Annotated in this window: 22 protein-coding genes; 9 read left to right on the top strand and 13 right to left on the bottom strand. The window is 72.8% G+C overall.

All coding sequences use genetic code 11. The features are described from left to right. Positions 1 to 56: 56 nt before the first annotated feature. The 4 genes from creC to ACG04Q_RS22440 are packed head-to-tail and all read right to left on the bottom strand — an operon-like array spanning position 57 to position 3,802. On the bottom strand, positions 57 to 1,475 hold the full coding sequence (creC, locus tag ACG04Q_RS22455) for a two-component system sensor histidine kinase CreC (protein ID WP_394513721.1): 1,419 nt from the start codon (positions 1,473 to 1,475) through the stop codon (positions 57 to 59). Beyond that, positions 1,475 to 2,143 (bottom strand): two-component system response regulator CreB, encoded by a 669-nt coding sequence (gene creB / locus ACG04Q_RS22450; RefSeq protein ID WP_394513737.1) that lies wholly within the window; start codon positions 2,141 to 2,143, stop codon positions 1,475 to 1,477. The genes creC and creB overlap by 1 nt, the downstream gene beginning before the upstream one ends. Further along, complete coding sequence (locus ACG04Q_RS22445; protein WP_394513720.1) at positions 2,131 to 3,156, bottom strand: NAD(P)H-dependent flavin oxidoreductase; 1,026 nt, start codon at positions 3,154 to 3,156, stop codon at positions 2,131 to 2,133. The genes creB and ACG04Q_RS22445 overlap by 13 nt, the downstream gene beginning before the upstream one ends. Before the next feature lie 4 nt (positions 3,157 to 3,160). After that, on the bottom strand, positions 3,161 to 3,802 hold the full coding sequence (locus tag ACG04Q_RS22440) for a MarC family protein (RefSeq protein WP_394513718.1): 642 nt from the start codon (positions 3,800 to 3,802) through the stop codon (positions 3,161 to 3,163). Between the two features lie 201 nt (positions 3,803 to 4,003). Here ACG04Q_RS22440 and ACG04Q_RS22435 point away from each other — a divergent pair, with 201 nt between their 5' ends. After that, a complete protein-coding gene (locus tag ACG04Q_RS22435) occupies positions 4,004 to 5,320 on the top strand; it encodes a reverse transcriptase family protein (protein WP_394513717.1) in 1,317 nt (438 codons plus the stop codon). On the opposite strand, the gene ACG04Q_RS22430 is transcribed toward ACG04Q_RS22435, so the two are convergent. Continuing rightward, positions 5,283 to 6,092, bottom strand: coding sequence for a helical backbone metal receptor (locus ACG04Q_RS22430; protein WP_394513716.1), 810 nt, complete (start codon positions 6,090 to 6,092; stop codon positions 5,283 to 5,285). The genes ACG04Q_RS22435 and ACG04Q_RS22430 overlap by 38 nt on opposite strands. Further along, positions 6,089 to 6,988, bottom strand: coding sequence for a hypothetical protein (locus ACG04Q_RS22425; protein ID WP_394513714.1), 900 nt, complete (start codon positions 6,986 to 6,988; stop codon positions 6,089 to 6,091). The genes ACG04Q_RS22430 and ACG04Q_RS22425 overlap by 4 nt, the downstream gene beginning before the upstream one ends. Before the next feature lie 223 nt (positions 6,989 to 7,211). Between ACG04Q_RS22425 and ACG04Q_RS22420 the strand changes: the two genes are divergently transcribed. Next, a complete protein-coding gene (locus ACG04Q_RS22420; RefSeq protein ID WP_394513713.1) occupies positions 7,212 to 7,745 on the top strand; it encodes an RNA recognition motif domain-containing protein in 534 nt (177 codons plus the stop codon). Between the two features lie 146 nt (positions 7,746 to 7,891). Here the strand turns inward: ACG04Q_RS22420 and ACG04Q_RS22415 are convergent, their stop codons facing one another. The 5 genes from ACG04Q_RS22415 to ACG04Q_RS22395 form a co-directional block, all read right to left on the bottom strand. Continuing rightward, entirely contained in the window at positions 7,892 to 10,174 is a 2,283-nt protein-coding gene (locus ACG04Q_RS22415) for a carbohydrate binding family 9 domain-containing protein (RefSeq protein WP_394513712.1), read from the bottom strand. A gap of 203 nt (positions 10,175 to 10,377) precedes the next feature. After that, a complete protein-coding gene (locus tag ACG04Q_RS22410) occupies positions 10,378 to 11,151 on the bottom strand; it encodes an SDR family oxidoreductase (protein ID WP_394513711.1) in 774 nt (257 codons plus the stop codon). Beyond that, positions 11,148 to 11,810 carry an LPS export ABC transporter periplasmic protein LptC gene (gene lptC / locus ACG04Q_RS22405; protein WP_394513710.1) on the bottom strand — a complete coding sequence of 221 codons (663 nt, stop codon included), beginning with the start codon at positions 11,808 to 11,810 and terminating at the stop codon, positions 11,148 to 11,150. Before lptC ends, ACG04Q_RS22410 begins: the two co-directional genes overlap by 4 nt. Next, positions 11,807 to 12,382 carry a KdsC family phosphatase gene (locus tag ACG04Q_RS22400; protein ID WP_394513709.1) on the bottom strand — a complete coding sequence of 192 codons (576 nt, stop codon included), beginning with the start codon at positions 12,380 to 12,382 and terminating at the stop codon, positions 11,807 to 11,809. Before ACG04Q_RS22400 ends, lptC begins: the two co-directional genes overlap by 4 nt. 1 nt (position 12,383) lies before the next feature. Continuing rightward, positions 12,384 to 13,370: a KpsF/GutQ family sugar-phosphate isomerase gene (locus tag ACG04Q_RS22395; RefSeq protein WP_394513708.1), complete on the bottom strand. Its 987-nt coding sequence runs from the start codon at positions 13,368 to 13,370 to the stop codon at positions 12,384 to 12,386. 140 nt (positions 13,371 to 13,510) lie between these two features. Between ACG04Q_RS22395 and ACG04Q_RS22390 the strand changes: the two genes are divergently transcribed. The 7 genes from ACG04Q_RS22390 to ACG04Q_RS22360 all read left to right on the top strand — a co-directional run bounded on the left by ACG04Q_RS22390 (position 13,511) and on the right by ACG04Q_RS22360 (position 21,644). Beyond that, positions 13,511 to 14,206 carry a phosphatase PAP2 family protein gene (locus ACG04Q_RS22390; RefSeq protein WP_394513707.1) on the top strand — a complete coding sequence of 232 codons (696 nt, stop codon included), beginning with the start codon at positions 13,511 to 13,513 and terminating at the stop codon, positions 14,204 to 14,206. Positions 14,207 to 14,303: 97 nt separating this feature from the next. Then, the gene (locus ACG04Q_RS22385; protein ID WP_394513706.1) at positions 14,304 to 16,082 is read left to right on the top strand and encodes an FAD-dependent oxidoreductase; all 1,779 of its coding nucleotides are present in this window, start codon (positions 14,304 to 14,306) and stop codon (positions 16,080 to 16,082) included. A gap of 79 nt (positions 16,083 to 16,161) precedes the next feature. Then, positions 16,162 to 17,997: a 2-oxoacid:acceptor oxidoreductase subunit alpha gene (locus tag ACG04Q_RS22380; protein WP_394513705.1), complete on the top strand. Its 1,836-nt coding sequence runs from the start codon at positions 16,162 to 16,164 to the stop codon at positions 17,995 to 17,997. Further along, positions 17,994 to 19,046 (top strand): 2-oxoacid:ferredoxin oxidoreductase subunit beta, encoded by a 1,053-nt coding sequence (locus tag ACG04Q_RS22375; protein WP_394513704.1) that lies wholly within the window; start codon positions 17,994 to 17,996, stop codon positions 19,044 to 19,046. Before ACG04Q_RS22380 ends, ACG04Q_RS22375 begins: the two co-directional genes overlap by 4 nt. 9 nt (positions 19,047 to 19,055) lie before the next feature. Continuing rightward, positions 19,056 to 19,547 (top strand): hypothetical protein, encoded by a 492-nt coding sequence (locus ACG04Q_RS22370; protein WP_394513702.1) that lies wholly within the window; start codon positions 19,056 to 19,058, stop codon positions 19,545 to 19,547. A 94-nt stretch (positions 19,548 to 19,641) separates the two neighbouring features. Beyond that, positions 19,642 to 21,141, top strand: a complete 1,500-nt coding sequence (locus ACG04Q_RS22365; RefSeq protein ID WP_394513701.1) for a sulfatase-like hydrolase/transferase — start codon at positions 19,642 to 19,644, stop codon at positions 21,139 to 21,141. Between the two features lie 269 nt (positions 21,142 to 21,410). Further along, a complete protein-coding gene (locus tag ACG04Q_RS22360) occupies positions 21,411 to 21,644 on the top strand; it encodes a hypothetical protein (protein WP_394513700.1) in 234 nt (77 codons plus the stop codon). Positions 21,645 to 21,647: 3 nt separating this feature from the next. On the opposite strand, the gene ACG04Q_RS22355 is transcribed toward ACG04Q_RS22360, so the two are convergent. Both ACG04Q_RS22355 and ACG04Q_RS22350 read right to left on the bottom strand, forming a co-directional pair. Then, on the bottom strand, positions 21,648 to 22,583 hold the full coding sequence (locus tag ACG04Q_RS22355; protein WP_394513699.1) for an NAD(P)-dependent oxidoreductase: 936 nt from the start codon (positions 22,581 to 22,583) through the stop codon (positions 21,648 to 21,650). Then, entirely contained in the window at positions 22,576 to 23,091 is a 516-nt protein-coding gene (locus tag ACG04Q_RS22350) for a hypothetical protein (protein ID WP_394513698.1), read from the bottom strand. Before ACG04Q_RS22350 ends, ACG04Q_RS22355 begins: the two co-directional genes overlap by 8 nt. Positions 23,092 to 23,193 lie beyond the last annotated feature (102 nt).

The raw sequence follows: 23,193 nt of genomic DNA, 5'->3' as shown, positions 1-23,193 counted from the left end.
CCCAGCATCGCCAGCGGCGGTGAGGCCTTCACGTGCTGCGTGAAGCCGGCGTGAAGTCAGCGCGGCAGGATGATCGTCACCCGCAGCCCCGGCGCCGCCGCCTCGAACGCCAGCCTCCCGCCATGCAGCTCCGCCACGCGCCGCGCAATCGCCAGCCCCAGGCCCGAGCCCTTGACGAGGCTGCCCGGCCGGGCCGTCGAGAAGAAGCGCTTGCCCAGCTGCGCGAAGCCCGCAGCGGGCACGCCGGGGCCGTGGTCGCGCAGCGTGATGCGCACCTCGGTGGGCGCCGCGCTGACGGCCAGTTCCAGCGTCGAGCCGGCCGGCGCGAAGTCGATGGCGTTCACCAGCAGGTTGCCGAAGGCCAGCTCCAGCAGCGCGGCGTCCACGTCCACCGTCGCGTCGTCCCGCGCCGCCCACGCCAGGCGCAGGCCTTGCTGGGCCAGGCGGGGCGCCTGCCGCTCCAGCTGCTCGTCGACCCAGCCCGGCAGCGCGATGCGCCGGCGCTCGCCCAGCCCCAGCTGTGCCTCCAGCTGCGACAGCGCCAGCACGCGTTCCACCAGCGTCTGCAGCCGGGCGGTCTGGTCCAGCACCTGGGCCGCGAAGCGCTGGCGGTCGGCGGCGGGCAGCTCGTCCTGCAGCAGCTCGCCGCTGGCGCGCAGCGCGGCCAGCGGGCTCTTCAGCTCGTGCGTCAGCGCGCGCACGTCGTGCTCCAGCTGCTCGCGGCCCTCCAGCCGGCGGCGCATGTCGTCCATCGCGTGGGCCAGGTCGCCCAGCTCGCCGGGCACGTCGGGCGGGGCAAGGTTTTGCCCGGCCTGCACCTGCTGCGCGTAGCGGCGCAGCCGCCGCACGGTGGCCACCAGCCACAGCGTGACGGCCACGCCGACGATGAGGCTGGCCGCCAGCAGCGCCGCCCCGGCCCAGAACACGCGGCGCTCGGCGCGGTCGATGAAGCGCTGCACGCTGGCCACCGACTTGGCCACGCTGACGACGCCCAGCGTGCGCCCGTCCTTCAGCACCGGCGCGGCCACCACCAGCACGGTGCTGTCGCCGCGGCCGTAGGGGCTGGCGCGGGCGCCGTAGTCGCCGCGCAGCGTCAGCACCACGTCGTTCCACTGCGAGTAGTCCTGGCCCACGGCCGACGGTGTGCCGGAGTCCAGCACGACGCGGCCGCTGGCGTTCGTCACGTAGACGCGCAGGTCCAGCGTCTGCTTGCGCAGCCCCCAGATCAACGCGTCCACCTCGCGGCGCGTGTAGCGCTGCAGCTGCGTGGCCAGCGGCCCGTCGGCGCGCGGCGGGCCGTTGGCCAGCTCGTCGGCGGCCACCTCGGCCAGCAGGTGGGCGGTGTCCACCATCAGGTCTTCCATGACCTCGCGCACGCTGGGCTTTACCTCGGCGAGGAACACCTTCAGCAGCAGCACGGCGCTGAGGCCGGCGATGAGGAAGAAGCCGAAGAAGACCCTGAGCCCGAGCCGCATCAGGGTTCCAGCGAGTAGCCCATGCCGCGGTGCGTCTTGATCGGGTCGCGCGCCGGCGCCGCCTCGCGCAGCTTGGCGCGCAGCGTCTTGATGTGCGTGTCCACCGTGCGGTCACCGCTGTCGGCGCTGCTGCCCCAGACGGCGTCCAGCAGCGTGTCGCGCGAGTGGATGCGCTGCGGCGCGGCCAGCAGCTTCAGCAGCAGGCCCAGCTCCAGCTTGGTGAGGTTCAGCAGTGTGCCGTCCAGCCACACGCGCGAGCCGTCGACGGTGAAGCCTGGGCTGGCCGCCGGCACCGCCTGGGCGCGGCGCAGCAGCGCGCGCACGCGGGCCACCAGCTCACGCGGGCTGAAGGGCTTGGCGAGGTAGTCGTCGGCGCCCAGCTCCAGCCCCAGCACGCGGTCCATCTCGTCGCTGCGGGCGCTCAGCACGATGACCGGCAGGTGCTTCAGCGGCCCGGCGCGCAGCTCGCGGCACAGGTCCAGCCCGTGGCCGTCGGGCAGGCCGATGTCCAGGATGAGCAGCTCGGGCGCCGGCGCCTGGCGCAGCCGCTCGCGCGCCTCGGCCAGCCAGCCGCGGTGCTCCACCGTGAAGCCCTCGCGGCGCAGCGCGAACTGCACCGTGTCCGCGATCGCGGGGTCGTCCTCCAGCAGCAGGATCACGTCCGCCAGCCCCGGGCGAGCGCCGCCACCAGATCGGCCGCGGTGCCGGGCGTGCGGTTGACCGGCAGCGCCTGGCCCGCCCACAGGCTGATGAAGTCGGCGTTGCCGACCTTGGCCGCGGCCTGGCGCAGCGGCCGGCTGGCGGCGTTGGGCTGCGGGAAGGCGGGCAGGGCCACGCCGTCCAGCTCGCGCGTGACGCGGTTGGCCACGCCGCGCGCGGCGCGGCCGGAGAACGCGCGGGTCAGCGTCGAGTCGGCGTCGCGCGCGGCCAGCAACGCGGCACGGTAGGCCGGCGACAGCGGGCACTCGTCCACCAGCAGGAAGGCCGTGCCCACCGTCACGGCGCTGGCGCCCAGCGCCTGCGCGGCCGCCACGCCGCGCGCATCGGCAATGCCGCCGGCGGCGATGACGGGAATGTCCAGCGCATCCACCAGCTGCGGCACGAGGGCCATCGTGCCGATCAGCGCGCCCTCTGGCGAGCCCAGGAAGCCTCCCCGATGGCCGCCGGCCTCGAAGCCCTGGGCGATGACGGCATCCACGCCGCTGGCCTGCAGCAGCAGCCCCTCGGCCACCTGCGTGGCCGTGCCCAGCACGCTGAAGCCCTGCGCCTTCAGCGCCGCCACGCGCGCCACGCCGGGGTCGCCCATGGCGAAGCTGATGACGGCGGGCCGTGCCGCCACCGTGGCTGCCAGCTGCGCCTCGAAGTCTTCCTCGAAGCGTTCCGGCCGCACCGGCGCGGGCAGGCCCAGCTCACCGTGCCAGGGCGCGAGCCGGGCGAGATAGTCATCCAGTGCGTCGTCGTCGCGCAGCCAGGGCTGGGGGCAGAACAGGTTGATGCCGAAGGGCCGGTCGGTGCGGGCGCGGATGTCGGCGGCGATCTCGCCGATGCGCGCCGGCGCCAGGTAGGCCGCGCCCAGCTGGCCGACCCCGCCGCCCGCGCTGACCGCCGCCACGAGCGCCGCGCTGGCCGCCTCGCCGGCCATGGGTGCCATCCAGATGGGCGGCAGGTCGAGCAGGCGCATGGCGTCAGCCCACCGTGCGCGCAGCCAGCACCGGGAACAGCTTGATGAGCCCGTCCGCCAGCAGTTCGACGGCCAGCGCGGCGAGGATCAGGCCCATCAGCCGCGTCATGATGTTGATGCCGGTCTGGCCCAGCACCTTGGCGATCTTGCTGCTGGCCGAGAACGTCACGAAGGTCACCAGCGCCACGACGACGCCGTAGCCGCACAGGACGGCCAGCTCCCACCAGACACGGGTCTTGTCGGCGTAGATGACCATCGTCGAGATCGTGGCCGGTCCCGTCAGCAGCGGGATGGCCAGCGGCACGACGGCGATGCTGGCGCCGGCATCGGCCTTGCTGTTGCCCTCGGAGACGTCCTCCTTGCGCGCCTCGGCCGGCTGCGCGTTCAGCATCTGCAGCGAGCTGATCAGCAGCAGGCAGCCGCCGCCCACCTGGAAGCTGGCCAGCGAGATGCCGAAGAACTCGATGATCTTCAGCCCGAACAGCGCACTGAGCGCGATGACGATGCCCGCCGTGCTGGCGCTGACGAGGATGGTCTTGCGCCGCTGCACGCGCGTCAGGCCCGCCGTGAAGTGGATGAAGAAGGGCACCACGCCCACGGGGTTCACGATGGCCAGCAGCGCGACCAGAGGCTTGTAGATGTCCATGCCGGCGAGGCTACCATCGCCGCGCGGCCGTCGCCTGAGGTCTTCGCCTGCCTTCACCGGCAAGCACCCCGGGGCACCCCCGGGGGTTCTCGATGCCATGCCCTGCAGGGCGTGAAGCGCGGGGCGCCCCAGCGCCCGACCCCTCACGCATCACCCGTCGCTCGGGCGGCGTGCCGCACCTTTTCCAGGGAGACACGACGGGTGGACACAGCCCGCACGATGACCGCCCGGGCGCTGGCCCGCGCGATGCTGGCCGGCCCGCATGACGTGGACGGGCTGGCGGCGCGCATGGCCGTCTGCCTCCAGGCGCGACCGCCGTGGCTGGCCCGGCTGGCGCAGGCGATGGCGCGCGTGCCGGGCGAGGTCTGGCGGCGGCTGGACGTGCAGACGCTGGGCGAGCGCGTTCTGGCCGACGACGGCTTCGCCGAGGCCTGGGCCGGTGACGCCCGCCCGCAGGCCCGCCACTGGCTGCTGCGCCCGCCTGAGGACCTGCCGCCCGCGCCGGCCGGGCTGGAGCGCCCGCACTGGCCCACCGTCGGCGCGCTGGCCCGCGGCCTGGGCCTGACGCCGGCCGGCCTGTGGCGGCTGACGCTGCCCGCCGACTGGCAGCGCCGCCGGCCGCTGGCGCAGCAGCATTACCGCCAGCAGCTCGTGCCCAAGCGTGGCGACGGCGCGGGCTGGCGGCTGCTGGAGGTGCCCGAGCCGCACCTGCGGGCCGTGCAGCGCCGCCTGCTGACCCAGCTGCTGGACGGCCTGCCGCCGCACCCGGCCGCGTTCGGCTTCGCGCCGGGCCGCTCGGTCGTGCAGCACGCGGCGCAGCATGCCGGCCAGGGGCGGGTCTTGCGCTTCGACCTGAGCGACTTCTTTGCAACGGTGTGTGCGTCGCGCGTGCATGCGCTTTTCAGGGCGCTGGGCTACTCCACGGCCGTCGCCTGCGCGCTGACCGCGCTGGGCACCACCGCCGCGCCCGAGGCCTGGCTGCGCGGCGAACCCCGGCTGGCCTGGCCGCAGCGACAGCGGCTGCGCGACCCGCACCTGCCGCAGGGCGCGCCTACGTCGCCCGCGCTGGCCAATCTGTGCGCCTTCGGGCTGGACGCGCGGCTCACGGGCCTGGCCGAGGCCTTCGGCGCGCGCTACAGCCGCTACGCGGACGACCTCGTCATCTCCGGCCCCGCCACGCTGCCAGTGCATGCGCTCTCGGCCTGGGTGGCCGCCATCGCCGCCGACGAGGGCTTCGTCATCAACCCGCGCAAGACGCGCGCGCTGGGCGCCGGGCAGCGGCAGTCGGTCTGCGGCATCGTCGTCAACGCACGGCCCAACCTGCCGCGCGACGAGTTCGACCGCCTGAAGGCCGTGCTGCATCGCTGCGTCATCGACGGCCCGTCCACGCAGAACCGTGACGATCACGCCGACTGGCGCGGCCACCTGCAGGGCCGTGTGGCCTGGACGGCTCAGCTCAACGCCGCCAGGGCGCAAAAGCTCAAAAAGCTGCTTGATCGCATTGACTGGGCCCGCTGAGCTGGCACAGGTAGTCCAGCCCCGCCGCGCCGCGCGAGCCCCACCAGCTCAGCAGCTCGCCGTCCACCAGCTGCACGCGGGCCTGCGGGCACAGCGCCTGGGCCTCGGCCCTGTGCGTCTCGTTGAAGCGATACGGCTCGGAGCTGAGCAGCACGCGGTCGACGTTGCGCAGCCAGGGCTCGTCACCCGCCAGCGCCGGGTAGCGGCCGGCGCCGTGCTCGCCACCGTGCGCGTCGGGCCAGCTGCGCCAGCCGATCTCGGCCAGCAGCGCCGAGATGTAGGTGTCGCGCGCCACGGTCATCCACGGGTCGCGCCAGATCAGGTAGAGCACCCGTTCTGCGGGCCGAGGCTGGCTGCGGCAACGCGCCAGCGCCGCCGAGAACCCGGCCGACAGCGCCGCCGCGCGCTCGTCGACGCCCGGCAGGCCGGCGAAGGCGGCGCGCAGCTGCTCGAACAGCGCCAGGTTGTCCTCGGGCCGCTGCGGGTGCGTGACGATGACGTGGGGCACGAATTCCCGCAGCGCCTCGGCAGTCTCGCGCCGGTTCTCGTCGACGTTCACGACCACATGTGACGGCGCCAACCTTTTCAGCTTGGCAAGATTCACGTCCTTGGTGCCGCCCACCTTGGGCACGTCCCGCAGCGCGTCGGCCGGGTGGATGCAGAAGCCTGTGCGGGCGACGAGGTGAGGCCCGAGACCCAGGGCGACCAGCGTCTCGGTCGCACTCGGCACCAGCGACGCGATCCTTGGCCCCTCGGCTCCGCGCGGCGTCATTCTTCTTCGGTCAACGCCAGGTACACCGCACAGCAGCCGCGCAGCCACACCAGCGTCGGCAGCGCCAGCGCCAGCGCGAACACCACGCCGCCGCCGATCAGCGCGGCCAGCCCCAGGTTGCCGCCCTCCAGCGCCATGCCGCTGGCGCCCAGGCCTCGCGGGCCCAGCCCCGCGACGCCGGCCAGCAGCTGGCGCGCCGGCAGCTCGATGCCCGCGCCCAGGATGGCCAGCCCGGCCAGCAGCTTGCCGCCCGTCACGACGACGAAGCTGACGGCCGCGGTGCTCAGCGCCACCAGCAGATAGACGGCCGACATCAGCAGCGCCGTTTCCGGCAGCCCGTGGCGCAGCCGCCCGCGCACGAAGCGCAGCACGCCGCCACTGCGCTGGCCGGCCCAGACCGCCGGCCCGGCCAGCGGGCCCACCAGGACGACCAGTACGAACGCCAGCCCGCCCAGCAGCAGCACGCCCACCGGCAGCACCACGGCCATCAGCGGCGCGCCCACCCAGGGCCAGCGCGTGGCCCACAGCAGCGCGGCCAGCACGGCCACGCCAACCGCAGCCAGCGACAGGCAGGCCAGCAGCGCCAGCAGCACACGGTGGCCGCTGCGCAGCGCGTCGGCCAGCGCGTCCTGCGGGTCACGCACGGGCAGGCCGCGCGCCTGGTCCATCAGCATCAGGCCCGTCGTGTTGACGCCAAAAAAAGCGACAGCCAGCGCCAGGCCCAGCCACAGCGCGCCCAGGGTTTCCTGCCCACGGGCAATGGACGACTGCGCCATGGCGAGCAGCAGGCCGGCCACGCAGAAGCCTGCCAGCAGGCCGTAGAGGGCTCGCAGGTTGCGGGGCGCGTCGATGCTGCACAGGACGCGGGCGAGGGCGGAAAGCGGTGAAAAAGGCATCGGAAGGGGATCGTAGCGATGACACGAACATGAGAAACGGGACCCGACAGGGTTTGTGCTAGCTCTGAAAAACAACACTTGTCGGAGGGCCGCCGTGCATTTCTTGACCTCGCCACCATAATGATTTGCCTGTGTCTGGACGCCGCACCTTCGCTTGAATGGTTCACGATGGGTTGAAGCTCCACATGGTTTTTTGATTTTTGAGTTAGAGAAGGGCTTCCCCATGGGAAACAAGCTTTATGTGGGCAATCTGGCCTACAGCGTGCGTGACGAATCGCTGCAAGAGGCGTTCGGTCAGTTCGGTACCGTGACCTCCGCAAAGGTCATGATGGACCGCGAAACGGGCCGTTCCAAGGGCTTCGGTTTCGTCGAGATGGGCTCCGACGCAGAGGCGCAAGCCGCCATCAACGGCATGAATGGCCAGGCCCTGGAAGGCCGCGCCATCGTCGTGAACGAGGCTCGTCCGCGTGAAGAGCGTCCCGGTGGCTTTGGCGGCGGTGGCCGTGGCGGCTTCGGCGGCGGCGGTGGCGGCTACGGTGGCGGCGGCCGCTCCGGCGGTGGCGGCAGCTACGGTGGCGGTGGCGGCTACGGCGGCGGTGGCCGTTCCGGCGGTGGCGGCGGCTACGGCGGCGGCGGTGGTGGCGGCTACGGTGGTGGTGGCGGCGGCTACGGCGGCGGTGGCCGCTCGGGCGGCGGCGGCTACGGTGGCGGCGGCCGCTCCGGCGGCGGTGGCGGCTACGGCGGTGGCGGCTACTGAGCCCTGCTGCTGACCCCAGCACAATGAACAAGGCGCCTTCGGGCGCCTTTTCTTTTGCCTGCCGCGCCAGGAAGGCCCCGCGCGGTGCTTGCGGGGCGAGCGCCGGCCCGCCCCAAGCCGGCCCGCCCAGGACCGGACGAGGGGCCTCAATACCCCAGCGTCAGCTTCGCGAACAGCTCGCGGCTGCGTGCCAGGCCCGGGCGTTCGCTGGCGCGGTTCAGGCCCAGGCTGACGATGCGCGACAGGCCCACGCGGTGCTGGAACATGACGGCCAGCTGGCGTTGCCGGCTGTCCTCGTCGGCCAGCGCCACGCTGGCGTCGGCCCGGCGCGTGAAGTGGGTCTGCTGGTGGATGACGCGCAGTGAGTCGCGCGGGCTCAGGTGCAGCACGACCAGGCTCTGAGCGCTGCGGTCCGTGAAGGCGCGCCGGCCGTCGGGCGCGTCGACGGTGCCCAGGCCCAGGCGCTGCTCGAACTCCAGCCACCAGCCGCCCGCCAGCGGTGTGCGCAGCTTGGCCTCCAGCTGCGCCTGCAGGCCGAGCCCCACGCGGTCCGCGTCCACGTCCAGGCGGCGGCCCCATTCGACCTCGGCCATCAGGAAACTCAGCAGCTCGCCGGGGTTGGACTCGAAGCCCAGCAGCAGCGTGCGCGTGTCGTGCAGCCGGCCGCCGCTCTTCGCGCGGTGGCTGTCCAGGCCCAGATGGCCCCAGATGCCGGTGTTGCGCGCCGCGGCCATCCAGAAGCCGGGCTGCAGCAGGCGGTCGACGACCTGGCCCGCCGCGACGCCCAGCAGCGGGTCGGCCACGGTGCGCGTCTCCTGCAGCTTGAGCTGGAATTCGCTGTCGTGCAGGTCGACGCCGGCCAGCTCGCGCGGGCCCAGCCGCAGGTAGCCGAAGGCCGACGCGCGGCGGATGCCGCTCTGGCTGACGAAGCCGTTGTCGTTGGCGAAGCGCGGGCTGATCTCCTCGACGTTGACGTTGGCGACCCAGTCGGCGTCGCGGTGGCGCCAGCCCAGCCACGCGCGGTGGCCGCGCTCGCGGGACACGCGCCGCACCTGGCCGTCCTCGTCCAGCCCCAGCGTCGTGCTGGACAGCAGCAGGTGGCCGCGGAACTGGTCGCTGTCGCCGGCGCGCAAGACGCCGTCGCTGCCGACGACGTGCGTGGCCAGGCCGTGGCCGAAGTCGCGCGCCGACACCAGCCCGGCCAGCCCGACGCCGCCCAGCTGCAGGCGGCCGCGGGCGAAACTGGCCTCGGAGTCGCGCGGCTGCAGGCCGGTGCGGGTGGCGAACGCGCCGGCGCGCAGCACGGTGCCGCCGCCGGCGTCGCGCAGGTGCAGTGCGGTGGCCTCGGCGCTGGCGCCGCGCCAGGTGGCGCGCAGGCCCCAGTCGGGGTCGGTGATGGCGCGGGTGTAGAAGGCCGCGAGGCTGCGGTTCTCGCCGGATTCGTCGGCCTGCGTGGGGCCGACGACGTCGGCGCTCTCCAGGAAGAACGGCCGCTTCTCCGGCACGCTGAGCGCGAAGCGGGTGTTGCCGGCGAGCTGGGGCTCGTCCAGCTCCACCTGGGAGAAGTCGGGGTTCAGCGTCGCGTCGATGACCCAGTCGGCGCGCGGCCGCCACTTGAACTCGGCGCCCAGCGAGGCCTTGCGCGTGCGCCGCACCTGGCCGGCCTCGTCGCGATCGTTCGTCGAGCGCAGCGTCAGCTCGGGGCGCAAGGCGATGAAGCTGCGCTCGCGCACCTGTTCCACGAGGTCGCCCAGGCCGTCCAGCGGCTGCAGCTCGGCGATGAAGCTGAGCGCGTCCTTGGTCATGGCCGGCGCGCTGACGTCCAGCGTGCGGTCTTCGCGCGGGATGTTGCGCACCACCAGCATGCGCCAGGGCAGGCCGTCGGCATGCGGGAACCGCAGCGCGGCCAGCGGCCAGCGCAGCTCGACGCTGTAGCCGTCGGGCAGGCGGGCCGCCGCGGCCTCGACGTCGAAGTCGGGCGCAGTGTCCTCGGCGTCGTCCTCGGCGGAGAACTGGCCGTCCTCCAGCGCACCGGCGGCGCTGACGCGCACGTACTGCGCGCTGCGGCGGTGCCCGACGGGGTCGATGAAGACGGAGACGAAGTCCTGGTCGGCCTTGACCTGGTCGCGCCGGGCCAGCGGCGCGCGGATGCGGCCGGGCTCGGGGTCCCAGGCGCGGATGCCGAAGACCAGCGCGTCGCCGGTGACCAGCACCTGCACGGTGGTTCGCCAGCGCGCCGGCTGCTTGTCGGCGGGCAGGAACTGCACGAAGCGCTCGTAGACGGGCGCGCGTTGCCAGGCGTCGTCATCGAGGCGGCCGTCGATCTGCGGCGTGGCGGCGTCGGGCGCGAGGCGCAGCGCCGTCGGGTTGTGGGCCCAGGCGGGCAGGGCCAGGGCGAGCAGGCCCAGGCCGAGGAGGCGGAATGTCATGGCGGAACGAACCGAGGGCGCCGCGGGCCCGGGTCGGGCGGCGGCGCAATGCAAGGAGCCCGCGAGGGGCTGCGAGAGGCGAGCGCGCTGGAAGGACGTCAGCGCGCAGTCGTCAGCAGGGGTGAAGAACCTTCAGCATGGTGCCCTCCTCGGCCGCTCGGTGCGGCGGCAATCGGTGCGAGGCGCGCAGTGTAGCTGCGCAGTTACTCGCTCGCGCGTGCCTTGCGCGGCCGGCTGGCCAGCGCGCGGTCATACAGCCAGTTGGGCAGCAGGCGCAGCACCTTGGCGAGCACGCCCATCTGCCACGGGATGACGCGGTAGCTGACCTGCGCGCGGATGGCGCGGACGGCCTGGTCGGCGAAGTCGTCGACCGGCATCAGGAAGGGCATGGAGTAGCGGTTGCCGCGTGTCAGCGGCGTGTCGATGTAGCCCGGCAGCAGCGTGACGACCCTGACGCCGAAGGGCCGGCACTCGCCGCGCAGGCTCTCGCAGTAGGCGACGACGGCGGCCTTGCTGGCCGAGTAGGCCCCGTGGCCCGGCAGGCCGCGGATGGCCGCGACGCTGGCCACGCCCACCAGCGTGCCCGAGCCGCGCGCGTTCATCGCGGCGACGAAGGGGTGGAAGGTGGCAGCCAGGCCCACGTTGTTGGTGGCGAACACGCGGCGCATGACGTCCAGGTCGGCGAACTGCGTCGTGTCCATGCCGATGCTGATGCCGGCGTTGGCGATGACGACGTCGGGCAGGCCCTGGCGCGCAATGCAGTCGCGCCCGGTGCGGGCCATGGCCTCGTCGTCGGACACGTCGGCGCCGTAGACCTGGAAGCGCGCCGGGTCCAGCCGCTGCTCGGCGGCCCAGCGCTCCACCTCGGCGGTGCGGCGTGCCACCAGCGCGAGGCGCGCGCCGTCGCGGTAGTAGCGCAGCGCCAGGGCCTGGCCGATGCCGCTGGAGGCGCCGGTGATGAAGACCAGCTCTGTCATTTCTTCGTGGGCCGCGGTGTGATCTGGCCTTGCGCCTTGCCGGTGAAGCTGACCTGGCCGGTCAGGTGGCGGTACTCGAAGTTCTGTGCATTCAGCGTGGTGCCGCCCTGGCGGATGGTGACCGGCAGGTGCGAGCGCAGGATCTCGCTGTTGGCCAGCGCCTGCAGGAACTCGCCGCGCACTTCCATCTGCGCCGGCGCGTCCTCGCGGGCGCCGGCGGGCAGGCGGCGCAGCCGCACGTCGCCCAGCAGCTGCAGGTCGCTGCCGTCGCCGTTGCTGATGGCGCGCTTGGCCTCCGCGATGGCCAGCATGCCGTCGGGCGCGACGGCACGCACGCGCACCTGGTCGATCTCGACGGTGTCGGTGTCGGGGTAGTGGCGCAGCTCGGCGCCGGCGATCTGCACGTTGAGCCGGCCGTCCGCGCCGATGCGCTGCAGCTCGAAGTTGTTCATGCGGTAGTCGGGCACGTGGCGCGGTGGCGCGAGCTCGCCGGGCTCGCCCAGCAGCGGCGTGTTCTTCACCAGCCACCAGGTGCCACTGGCCAGCAAGGCCATCAGCAGCAGCGGCAGGTAGCTGGACACCAGGCTCTGCGCACGCCACAGCCAGGGCTGGACGGGGCGGCGGCGCGGCGCGGGAACGGGCAGCGCGGGGGCGTTCATGGGCGGTCTCCGTGCGGCGCGTCGTGGTGGGCGTGCAGCAGGCGCTCGTAGCGGCCCGCGGCCATCAGCAGCAGGTCGCAGAACTCGCGGGCGGCGCCACACCCCGCCGGCGCGGCCGTGACGTGGTGGGCGACGCCCCGCACCTCGGCGTGGGCGCCGGCGGGGGCGCAGGCGAAGCCGGCGCGGGACAGCAGCGGCAGGTCGGGCCAGTCGCTGCCGATGGCGGCAACCTCGCCCCACTGCGCGCCGCACTCGGCCAGCAGCGGCGTGGCGGCGGCCAGCGTGTCGTCCACGCCGTACAGCACGCGGGCCACGCCCAGGTGGGCCGCGAGGCGGCGCAGGCCGGGGCTGTCGCGGCGGCACAGCAGCACCGGCGTGATGCCGGCCTGCGGCAGCAGCGCCAGGCCCTGGCCGTCCTGCAGCGAGAACGTCGTCATCGCCTCGCCGTTGGCGTCGACGTGGAGGCGGCCGTCGGTCAGCACGCCGTCCACGCTGAACAGGGCCAGCTTGACGGCCAGGCCGCTGCCCTGGGCCTTGACGAGCAGTTCGGGCGGGAAGTCCAGCGCCGCCACCTCAGATCACCTTGGCCCGCATCAGGTCGTTGATGCTGATGGCGCCGAGCAGGCGCCGGTCGGCATCCACCACCAGCACGACGGTGATGCGCGCGGCTTCCATCAGGTCGGCGGCATCCACGGCCAGCGCGTCGGCGCCGACGGTGCGCGGCTTGGGGTGGGCCACCTCGGCGGCGGTCAGCGCGCGCAGGTCGCGGCCCTGTTCGACGAGGCGGCGCAGATCGCCGTCGGTGAAGATGCCCTGCACGCGGTCGTCGGCGTCGACGATCACCGCCATGCCCAGCGCCTTCGCGCTCATCTCGCGCATCAGCTCGGTGAACGGCGTGTCGGCCGCCACGCGGGGCAGCGCGTCGCCGTGGCGCATCAGGTCGCGCACATGGGTCAGCAGCTTGCGGCCCAGCGCGCCGCCGGGGTGGGAGCGGGCGAAGTCCTCGGCCTTGAAGCCGCGCGCGTCCAGCAGCGCGACGGCCAGCGCGTCGCCCAGCGCCATCTGCGCGGTGGTGCTGGCCGTGGGGGCCAGCTGCAGCGGGCAGGCCTCTTCGGTCACGGCGCTGTCGAGCACGATGTTGGCATGCGAGGCCAGGCTGGATTCGGCGCGGCCGGTCATCGCGAGGATGGGAATGCCCAGGCGCTTGAGCACGGGCAGGATGGCGTTGAGCTCGTCGCTCTCGCCGGAGTTGGACAGCGCCAGCACGACGTCGCCGCCGGTGACCATGCCCAGGTCGCCATGCGCCGCTTCGGCGGGGTGGACGAACAGCGCCGGCGTACCGGTGGAGGCCAGCGTGGCGGCGATCTTGCGGCCCACGTGCCCGCTCTTGCCCATGCCCATGACCGCCACGCGGCCCTGGCAGGCGAGGATGGTTTGCACGGCGCGGGCGAAGGCCTCGCCCAGGCGGGGCGCCAGCTCGGTCAGCGCGCGCGCCTCGACGTCGAGCGCCTGGCGGCCGACGCGGATGGCGCGTTCGGCAGCAAAGACGGGAGAACTCATGCGGCCAGTGTAGACAAGGCGCCGACACGGGGGCCGGACGTGACTTGTTGGCGGTTCTGGCACGCATTGGGGTCTGTACCGAGGTGGACCGCCAGCCAGCTGCAAGCCAGCCGGCCGCGGGCTTTCGACAATTCGCCCCCATGCTGACCAGCCTCACCACCCGCCCCGCGCGCGCCGTCGCCCTGCCCGCGGCCGTGTGGGCGGTGCTGGCTGGCCTGGCGGTTCTGGTGGCCTGGGATGCCAGCGGCGCGGACCTGTGGGTCATGCGCCATGTGGGCGGTGCGGCCGGTTTCGCGCTGCGCGACAGCTGGTTCACGGCCAGCCTCATCCATCAAGGCGGGCGACTGCTCTCGTGGGCGGTCATGGCCTTCATCGTGCTGGCCAACCTGCTGCCGGGGCGCCTGCTGCCGCAGTTGAGCCGGCGCGAGCGCGTGCAGTGGGCGGCCATCACGGTGGCATGTCTGCTGGTGGTGTCGCTGATCAAGCGCGTCAGCCTGACGAGCTGCCCCTGGGATCTGGCCGAGTTCGGCGGTGCGGCCCACTATGTGTCGCACTGGGCATTCGGCCTGCGCGACGGCGGCGGCGGGCATTGCTTCCCGTCAGGCCATGCCAGCGCGGCCTTTGCTTTCCTGAGCGGCGGCTGGGTGCTGGCGCGGGCCTATCCGCGCGCCGCCCGCGCCTGGCTGGTGGGTGTCGTCTCGCTGGGCGTCGTCTATGGCGTCGGGCAGATGCTGCGCGGCGCCCACTACCCCAGCCACACGATGTGGACCGCCTGGATCTGCTGGGCGGTGACGGTGGCCCTGATGGCCATCCGCCCGCGCCGCGCGGCGGCTTGAGGCGGCGTCCGGCGCGGCCGGGTTGAAAGGGTTTCCACAGTGACTCCGGGTGGGCGTCGGTCCTAGACTGGCCCGATCGCACCACGGAGGAGACACCGTGCAGTGGACCGATACCGCGAACCCGGCGACCTTTCACAAGGTCGTCGATTGCCAGTGGGCCTGCCCGGCCCACACGCCGGTGCCGGAGTACATCCGGCTCATCGCCCAGGGGCGGCATGACGAGGCGTACTGGGTCAACTGGGTCAGCAACGTGTTTCCCGGCGTGCTGGGGCGCACCTGCGACCGGCCCTGCGAACCCGCCTGCCGGCGGGGGCGCGTGGAAGAGAAGCAGGCTGCCAAGCCGGAGCCCGTCGCCATCTGCCGCCTGAAGCGCGTGGCGGCGGACAGCAAGACGGACGAGTTCCGCGCGATGCTGCCCAAGCCCGCCGCCAGGAACGGCAAGCGCGTGGCCTGCGTGGGCGCGGGGCCGGCGTCTCTGGCGGTGGCGCGCGACCTCGCGCTGGCGGGCTACGCCGTCACGGTGTTCGACGGTGAGGCCAAGCCGGGCGGCTTCATCCGCACGCAGATTCCGCGCTTCCGGCTGCCGGAGCGCGTCATCGACGAGGAGTGCGGCTACATCCTCGGGCTGGGCGTGGCGTGGCGACCGGGCCAGCGCGTGGACTCGATGAAGGCGCTGTTGGCCGAGGGATATGACGCGGTGTTCGTCGGCTGTGGCGCGCCGCGCGGTCGCGACCTGAATCTGCCCGGGCGCGACGCGACGCGCGCGCAGGTGCATATCGGCATCGCCTGGCTCAGCAGCGTGTCCTTTGGCCATGTGACGGCGGTGCAGCCGCGCGTCGTCGTGCTGGGCGGCGGCAACACGGCGATGGACTGCTGCCGCTCGGCGCGGCGGCTGGGCGCCCGCAGCGTGACGGTCGCCGTGCGCAGCGGCTATGCACAGATGAAGGCGAGCCCGTGGGAGAAGGAGGACGCCGAGCACGAGGGCATTCCCATCCTCGACTTCCACGTGCCGCTGGCCTTCGAGCACGCGGAGGGCCGGTTGACCGGCATGCGCTTCAGGAAGGCGCAGACCGGCGAGGAGGTCGTCATTCCCTGCGACGAGGTGCTGATCGCCGTCGGCCAGGAGAACGCGTTTCCGTGGATAGAGCGCGATGCCGGCATCGTGTTCGGCGACGACGGCCTGCCGGTGCTGGACAAGGCCAGCTTCCAGTCCACGCTGCCGCATGTGTTCTTCGGCGGTGACGCGGCCTTCGGGCCGAAGAACATCATCACGGCGGTGGCGCACGGCCACGAGGCCGCCGTCAGCATCGACCGCCTGCTGCACGGTGAGCCGGTCACTCAGCGCCCGCCGCCGCACGTCAACCTCGTGTCGCAGAAGATGGGCATCCACGAGTGGAGCTACGACAACGCCATCTCGCTGGACCTGCGCAGCAAGGTGCCTTGGGCGGCGGCTGCAGAAGCGCTGGCCAGCATCAAGGTCGAGGTGGAACTGGGCTTCGACGCGGCCACCGCGCTGAAGGAGGCGCAGCGCTGCCTGAACTGCGACGTGCAGACGGTGTTCGCGCCCAAGCTGTGCATCGAGTGCGATGCCTGCGTGGACATCTGCCCGATGGACTGCATCACCTTCACCGACGACGGCCCCGGCCTGCGCGAGCGGCTGAACGCGCCGGCGCTGAACGCCGATCAGGACGTCTATGTCGCGGGCGGGCTCAAGACCGGCCGCGTGATGGCCAAGGACGAGGACGTCTGCCTGCACTGCGGGCTGTGCGCCGAGCGCTGCCCCACCGGCGCGTGGGACATGCAGAAGTTCATGCTCGTCACTGCCAAGGCTGGTGCCGCGTGCCGTGACCATGCGACGCGCAAGGAGGTGGCATGACGACAACCCTCACGCGCGCTTCGCGCGCTGCCCCCCGCAGGGGTTCGGCCTCCCTGGGGGCGGCCCGTCGGGAGGCCGCATGAGCCGCATCGAAGCTACCAACGACTTCGTCGTCAAGTTCGCCAACGTCAACGGCTCGGGCTCGGCATCGGCCAACGAGCTGTTCGCCCGGGCCATCCTGCGCATGGGTGTGCCGGTCAGCCCGCGCAACATCTTTCCGAGCAACATCCAGGGCCTGCCGACCTGGTACGAGGTGCGCGTCTGCGAGGCGGGCTGGCTGGGCCGGCGCGGTGGCGTGGACCTGATGGTGGCGATGAATCCGCAGACCTGGGCTCAGGACGTGGCCGAGATCCAGCCCGGCGGCTACCTGTTCTACGACTCGACCAGGCCGATGAGCGCCGACGCCTTCCGGCCCGACATCCACGTGATCGGCATGCCCGCCACGGCCATCTGCAACGCAACCTACGACGTGCCGCGCGAGCGCACGCTGTTCAAGAACATCCTCGTGCTGGGGGCGCTCAGCGAGTTGATGGGCATCGAGGCCGCGGTCATTGAGGGCCTGTTCGCCGAGCAGTACAAGGGCAAGGAGCGGCTGCTGGATTCCAACGTGCGCGCGTTGCACGCCGGCCGCGAGTTTGCGCGCGACCACCTGTCCGCGCAGCCGTTCGGCCTGCAGGTGCAACGTGCCGATGCGGTGGGCGACAAGATCTTTCTGGAGGGCAATGCGGCGACGGCGCTGGGCTGCATCTACGGCGGTGCCACCGTCTGCGCCTGGTACCCCATCACGCCGTCGTCGTCCGTCGCGGAGGCCTTTGAGAAATACGCGGCCAAGTTCCGCACCGACCCGGCCACCGGCGAGAAGCGCGTTGCCATCGTGCAGGCCGAGGACGAGATCGCGTCCATCGGCATCATCACGGGCGCGGGCTGGAACGGCGCCCGCGCCTTCACGTGCACGTCGGGGCCGGGCGTGTCGCTGATGACCGAGTTCCTGGGCCTGGCCTACTTTGCGGAGATCCCCTTCGTCGTCGTCGACGTGCAGCGCGGCGGCCCCAGCACCGGCATGCCCACGCGAACCCAGCAGGCGGACCTGCTCGCCAGCGCCTACGCGTCGCATGGCGACACGCAGCACGTGCTGCTGCTGCCCGAAGACCCGCGCGAATGCTTCGAGTTCGCGGCCGACGCGCTGGACCTGGCCGAGCGGCTGCAGACGCCCGTGTTCCTGATGAGCGACCTGGACATCGGCATGAACCAGCGCCTGTGTGCGCCGCTGGCCTGGGACGACGCGCGCCGCTATGACCGCGGCAAGGTGATGACGGCCGAGCAGCTCGATGCCGGCACGCCCTTCGCCCGCTACCGGGACGTCGATGGCGACGGCATCCCCTGGCGCACGCTGCCCGGCACGCATGCCAGCAAGGGTGCCTACTTCACGCGTGGCACGACGAGGAACGAACAGGCCGTCTACTCCGAGCGCGGCGACGACTACGTGCGCAACGTCGAGCGCCTGCGCGCCAAGTTCGCCACCGCCGCGCTGATCGTGCCGCAGCCGCTGGTGCGCGCCGCGGCGCAGAAGACGCGGCTGGGCGTCCTGTACTTCGGCTCCACCGCGCCGGCCATGGACGAGGCGCTGGCGGCGCTGTCCGGCGCCGGCATCCACATCGACGCGATGCGGCTGCGCGCCTATCCGTTCGCGCCGGTGGTGGCCGAGTTCATCGCTGCTCACGACGCCGTCTTCGTCGTCGAGCAGAACCGCGACGCGCAGATGCGCCGCCTGCTCGTCAACGAGCTGGAGGTGGCCCCGGCGCGGCTCATCAAGGTGCTGCACTTCGACGGCACGCCCATCACGGCCCGCTTCATCACCGACGCGATCACGCGCCACGTGCACGCGCTGGCCACGGCACCGAGGAGCGCAGCATGACCTACCTGGCCAAACCGAAGCTGCACCACCCCAGCCTGACGAAGAACGCCGTCGGCTACACGCGGCGCGACTACGAAGGCAAGGTGTCAACGCTGTGCGCGGGCTGCGGTCACGACGCCATCTCCGCTGCCATCGTGCAGGCCTGCTGGCAGCTGGACATCGAGCCGCACCGCGTGGCCAAGCTGTCGGGCATCGGCTGCTCCAGCAAGACGCCCGACTACTTCCTCGGCGCCAGCCACGGCTTCAACACCGTGCACGGCCGCATGCCCAGCGTGCTGACGGGCGCCTACCTCGCCAACCGCGAGCTGCTCTACCTCGGCGTGTCGGGCGACGGCGACTCGGCGTCCATCGGCCTGGGCCAGTTCGCGCACGCGATGCGCCGCGGCGTGCGCATGGTCTACCTTGTCGAGAACAACGGCGTCTACGGGCTCACCAAGGGGCAGTTCAGCGCGACGGCCGACAAGGGCTCCGTCGCCAAGAAGGGCGCCACCAACAACGATGCCGCGATCGACCTCGCCGCGCTGGCGCTGCAGTTGGGCGCCACCTTCGTCGCGCGCAGCTTCTCGGGCGACAAGGCCCAGCTGGTGCCGCTCATCGAGGCGGCCATCCGGCACGGCGGCGCGGCCTTCATCGACGTCGTGAGCCCCTGCGTGGCGTTCAACAACCACGCCGGTTCCACGCGCAGCTACGACCATGTCCGTGCCCACAACGAGGCGCTGAACCGCATCGACTTCATCGCGCTGGCGGACGAGCAGGTGGTGCCCGACTCGCCCGATGTCATCGACGTGCCGCAGGCCGACGGCACGACGCTGCGGCTGCGCAGGACGACCCCCGGCTACGACCCCACCGACCGCCTCGGCGCGATGAGCGCGATGCAGTTGCGCGCGGCGGCCGGGGAGATCGCGACCGGCCTGCTGTACCTCGACCCGCAGGCCCGGGACTGGCATGCGGCGCAGCGCACGACCGCATCGCCGCTCAACACGCTGGGTGAAGAAGACCTTTGCCCCGGCAGCGAGGCGCTCGAAAAAATCAACGCGGGGCTGAGATGATCGGTGCCCATGCGCCACACCCTCCTGCCCCTTGTTGCCCTCCTCGCCCTGACCGCCTGCGCCAGCTCCAGCCAGGACAAGGTCGCCAATGCCGCGACGACGCCGCTGAGTGACTTGAACGTCGTCCGCGCCGACATCCCCGACGTGCTGAAGGCCGCCGCTGCCGCGCCGTATGCGACGCCGGCCGACACCAGCTGCCCGGCGCTGGCAGCCGACATCCGGGCACTCGATGAGGTGCTGGGCCCCGACCTCGATGCGCCCGCTGGCAAGGGCGGCCCTGGCCTGCTGGAGCGAGGCGAGGATGCCGCCACCGGCGCGCTGCAGCGCACGGCCGAGGGCGTCATCCCGTTCCGCGGCTGGATCCGCAAGCTCAGCGGTGCCGAGCGCTATGCCCGGCATGTCAGCGCGGCCATCACGGCCGGTGGCGTGCGGCGCGGCTTCCTGCGCGGTCTGGCGGTGGCCAAGGCCTGCGTGGCCGCGCCGGCAGCCAAGGCGGGTTGAGCGGGCGCGCGCTGCACAGTCCTTTGCAGTCCGCCAACACTCAGAAAAACTTTGAAGGCGGTGTGGCAAAGCGGCGTCGGCAGACTCGCCGCCGATGCCTGCCTCCCGCCCGCTTGCCCACTTTTTCAGCCGTCTCACAACGCCGCGCCTCGCGGCGCTGGTGACGCTGGTTTTCGCGCTCTGGGCCGTTGTCGGCACGAGCTGGTTCATGCGCCACTACTTCGGGCTGGTGACGCCCGACCAGGTGCTGTTCCATCTGCAGCACGGCGGCCTGGGCGAGGCGGATTCGCGCCTGTACGCGCGCGCGGCACGCTGCCTGGCTGGCGTGCTCGGGCTGACGGCGCTGAGCCTCTTCCTGCTGGGCCGCCTGCGGCGAGTGCACCGGCTGCCGCTGCTGGGGGCGTTGGGGGTCGGCGCCGTACTGTCCGTGCATGCCACGGTGGCCGATCCCTGCCGGCCCGAGGCCGACGGCGGTGACTATCTCGCCCGGCACTATGTGGACCCGGGCAACGTCGGCTGGCAGGCGCCGGCCGTCAGGCCGGACGTGCTCGTCGTCTTCGTCGAATCGCTGGATGAGGCCTACACGCACCCGCGCGCCGGTCGGGCCCCGCTGCTGCCGCAGCTGACGCGCCTGCAGGACGATGCGCAGACGCTGGGCCGGCTGCACAACCTCAGCGGGGCCAGCTGGACGCTGGGCGGGCTGTTCAGTGCGCTGTGCGGCGTGCCGCTGCAGCCGGTGGGGGTCATCAGCCGCCACGCGTACGACTACGCCGCGCACTTCTACGCGGGCGGCCACTGCCTGACGGACGTGCTGGCCGGGCAGGGCTGGCAGGTCAGCTTCTACGGCGGCGCCTCGCTGAAGTTCGCTGGCAAGGGGCGCTTCCTGCAGGAGCATGGCGTCACGCGGCGGTTCGGCGCGGAGCAGTGGCGGGCCGCGGGTGTGCCGGTGCCCGCGCGCGGCTGGGGGCTGCTGGACGGCGGCCTGGCCGAGCAGGCCTGGGCGGACATGCAGCGGCCGCGCGCGCCCGGCGAGGCGCGTGCAAGCCTGTTGCTGACGGTGGACACGCACGGCCCGGCCGGCGCGCGTGACCCGGCTTGCGACGCCGGCTCCGTGCGGCCTGCGGACGAGGATGAGGACGACGTGCCCGTCGAGCTGATGCGAGGCTCGCTGCGCTGCACCGACCGCGTCGTGGCCAGTCTGGTGCAGCGCTTCGTCGCGCAGCGCGACGGCCGGCCCAAGGTGGTGTGGATCATGGGCGACCACCTGAGCCCGGCGCCACTGCTGGATGCCGACCTGCAGCCTGCGGCCGGTGGCCGCACCGTCTTCCATGCGCTGGCGCGCTACGACGCCGACGGCCGCCGGTTGCCCGGCGATGACCAGCGCCGCGAGTTCACGCATGTCGACGTGCTGCCCACGCTGGCCGAGGCCATCGGGCTGCGCTGGGCGCCGCAGCACCGGCTGGGCCTGGGCGTGTCGCTGTTGGCCGAGGACCGCAGCCCCACGCTGATCGAGCGTGAAGGCCTGGCGCATGTCGACGGCCGGCTGTCGTGCCGCTCCCCGCTGTTCCAGCGGCTGTGGCTCAACGAGACCTGAGCGGCGCGCTCCATCTTCACGGGCGCATGTCGCGCAGGTGGAGCGTGCCGCCCCGCGTCGCGCCCAGGCCCATGCCGCCGCCCAGGCGGTCGAGCAGACCGGCCGGCATCTGGCCGCCTGCCTGCGCGGGCGGGCGCACCACGCCGGGGCGAGGGGCAAGTCCGCTTGCGGCCGCGCGGCGGGCGCGACAAACTCGGCGCGCCGCCAGCCTGTCGCTGCGCCGGCATCAATGGCGTCTGTTGCCTTAAGCCCCTTCAACGCTGACCGTCATGAAGACACTGCTTACGCCCTTGCGCCTGCTGGACGCGCTGTCGGTGCGGCGCCGCGCCGTCGAGCGGGTGGCCGAGCCCCTGCTGCAGTTCGACAAGCTGCCGCCGCTGCCCGCGGATGTCACCCAACCGCTGCCGCGCCGCTTCGTCGAACAGGCGCTGGAGGAGGGCAGTCATCGCGTCTACGTGCCGATGGCGGAAGCCGAGGTCATCGAGCGGCCACGCCGCCGCTGACGCTCACAGCGGCGTGGGCAGCGGCTCGCCGCGCTGCAGCGCGTCCACGTTGGCGATGAAGTTCTCCACCGTTGCGTGGATGGACTGCGGCGACCAGCCCGCCACATGCGGCGTCAGGATGACGTTGGGCAGGTCCACCAGGTCCTGCGGCGGGTGGGGCTCGCTCTCGTAGACGTCCAGCGCCGCGCCGGCGATCAACCCGCTGCGCAGCGCCGCGGCCAGCGCCGCTGTGTCCACGCAGCTGCCGCGGGCGATGTTCACCACATGGCCGCCAGCGCCCAGCGCGGCGAGCACGGCGGTGTCGACGATGTGCCGCGTGCCCGCGCCGCCGGGCGTGGCGACAACAAGGTCGTCGGCCCAGGCGGCCAGCGAGGCGGGGCTGTCGAACCAGGTGGCGCTGCCGGCAGCGTCACGCGGGCGACGGTTGTGATAGCCGATGCGCATGCCGAAGGCCGCCGCGCGGCTGGCGATCTTCAGGCCGATCGCACCCAGGCCGATGATGCCCAGCCGCCGGCCGGTGAAGCCGGGGTACAGCGGCAGCGCATCGCGCCACTGGCCGGCCCGCAGTGCGGCGCCCTGCTGTGGCAGCGCGCGCACGCTGGCCAGCAGCAGCGCCAGCGTGTGGTCGGCCACGCAGTCGTCGTTGGTGCCGGCGCCGTTGCACACCGGCACGCCGGCCGCGCGGGCGGCGGCGATGTCCAGGTTCTCGTAGCCGGCTCCTTGGGCGGCCAGCAGCCGGAGGCGGGGCAGTGTGGCGATCTCGGCGGCCGTGAAGCCCACCGCGCCGTTGGTCAGCACGAAGTCGATGTCCGCGGCGTGGGCTGCGATGGCCGCGGCGCGCGCGGAGCTGTCCAGCGCCTCGATGACGCGAAAGCGCTGCAGCAGCAGCGCCTTGTGTTCGGCGGCAATCGGGACGAGCAGCAGAAGGGTGTCAGTCATGTCGTTGGGTTTGCTTTCGTCGTGCTAGGGGGGGCTGGTCTCTCAGCCAGCGTCGCAGCCGCGGGTATTCGCCGGGTGCGGCCAGGCCGGCCTGTGTCAGGCCCGCGGCGCCGGGGTAGACGCCCACGGAGTAGGTCAGTGCCAGGCCCGCCGAGTGGCCCTGGTAGCCGCCGCCGTGGAACAGCACTTCGGCCGGCAGCCCCAGGTGTACCAGCGCGGCCCAGGCCCAGGCGGTGGCCTCGGCCTCGCCGCGATGGGGCACGCCGGGGTCGTCATCGATGCGGTCGTCCAGCGCCGCCCGCAATGCCGCCGGCGTCGTCGCGATGTGGCCGGCCTCGTGCAGCAGGTCGCCCGGCCAGCGCAGGGCCGCGCGGTCCACCACCAGCGTGCCGGCCTCCAGCCGGATGCCGGGCAGGAAGCTGCCGGCCGGCACGGCACCCTCGCGCACGGCGATGCCGATGCCGGTGAGGAAGTCGAGCAGGGTCTGCGTGGTGTCGGTGGCCGTCATGTCAGGGGCGGTGGTGGCGATATTCGGGCCGAGCGCCGGGCCGCTCCCGAGCAGCGCCGTCCCCTCGGGGGAGCGGCCAGCACGGCCCGCGTTCAGCGGCGC

Source organism: Pelomonas lactea, assembly GCF_043555885.1.
GTDB classification, from domain to species: domain Bacteria; phylum Pseudomonadota; class Gammaproteobacteria; order Burkholderiales; family Burkholderiaceae_C; genus Pelomonas; species Pelomonas lactea.
The sequence above is the reverse complement of the archived record's forward strand: the minus strand, read 5'-3'. Positions and strand labels throughout refer to the sequence as shown.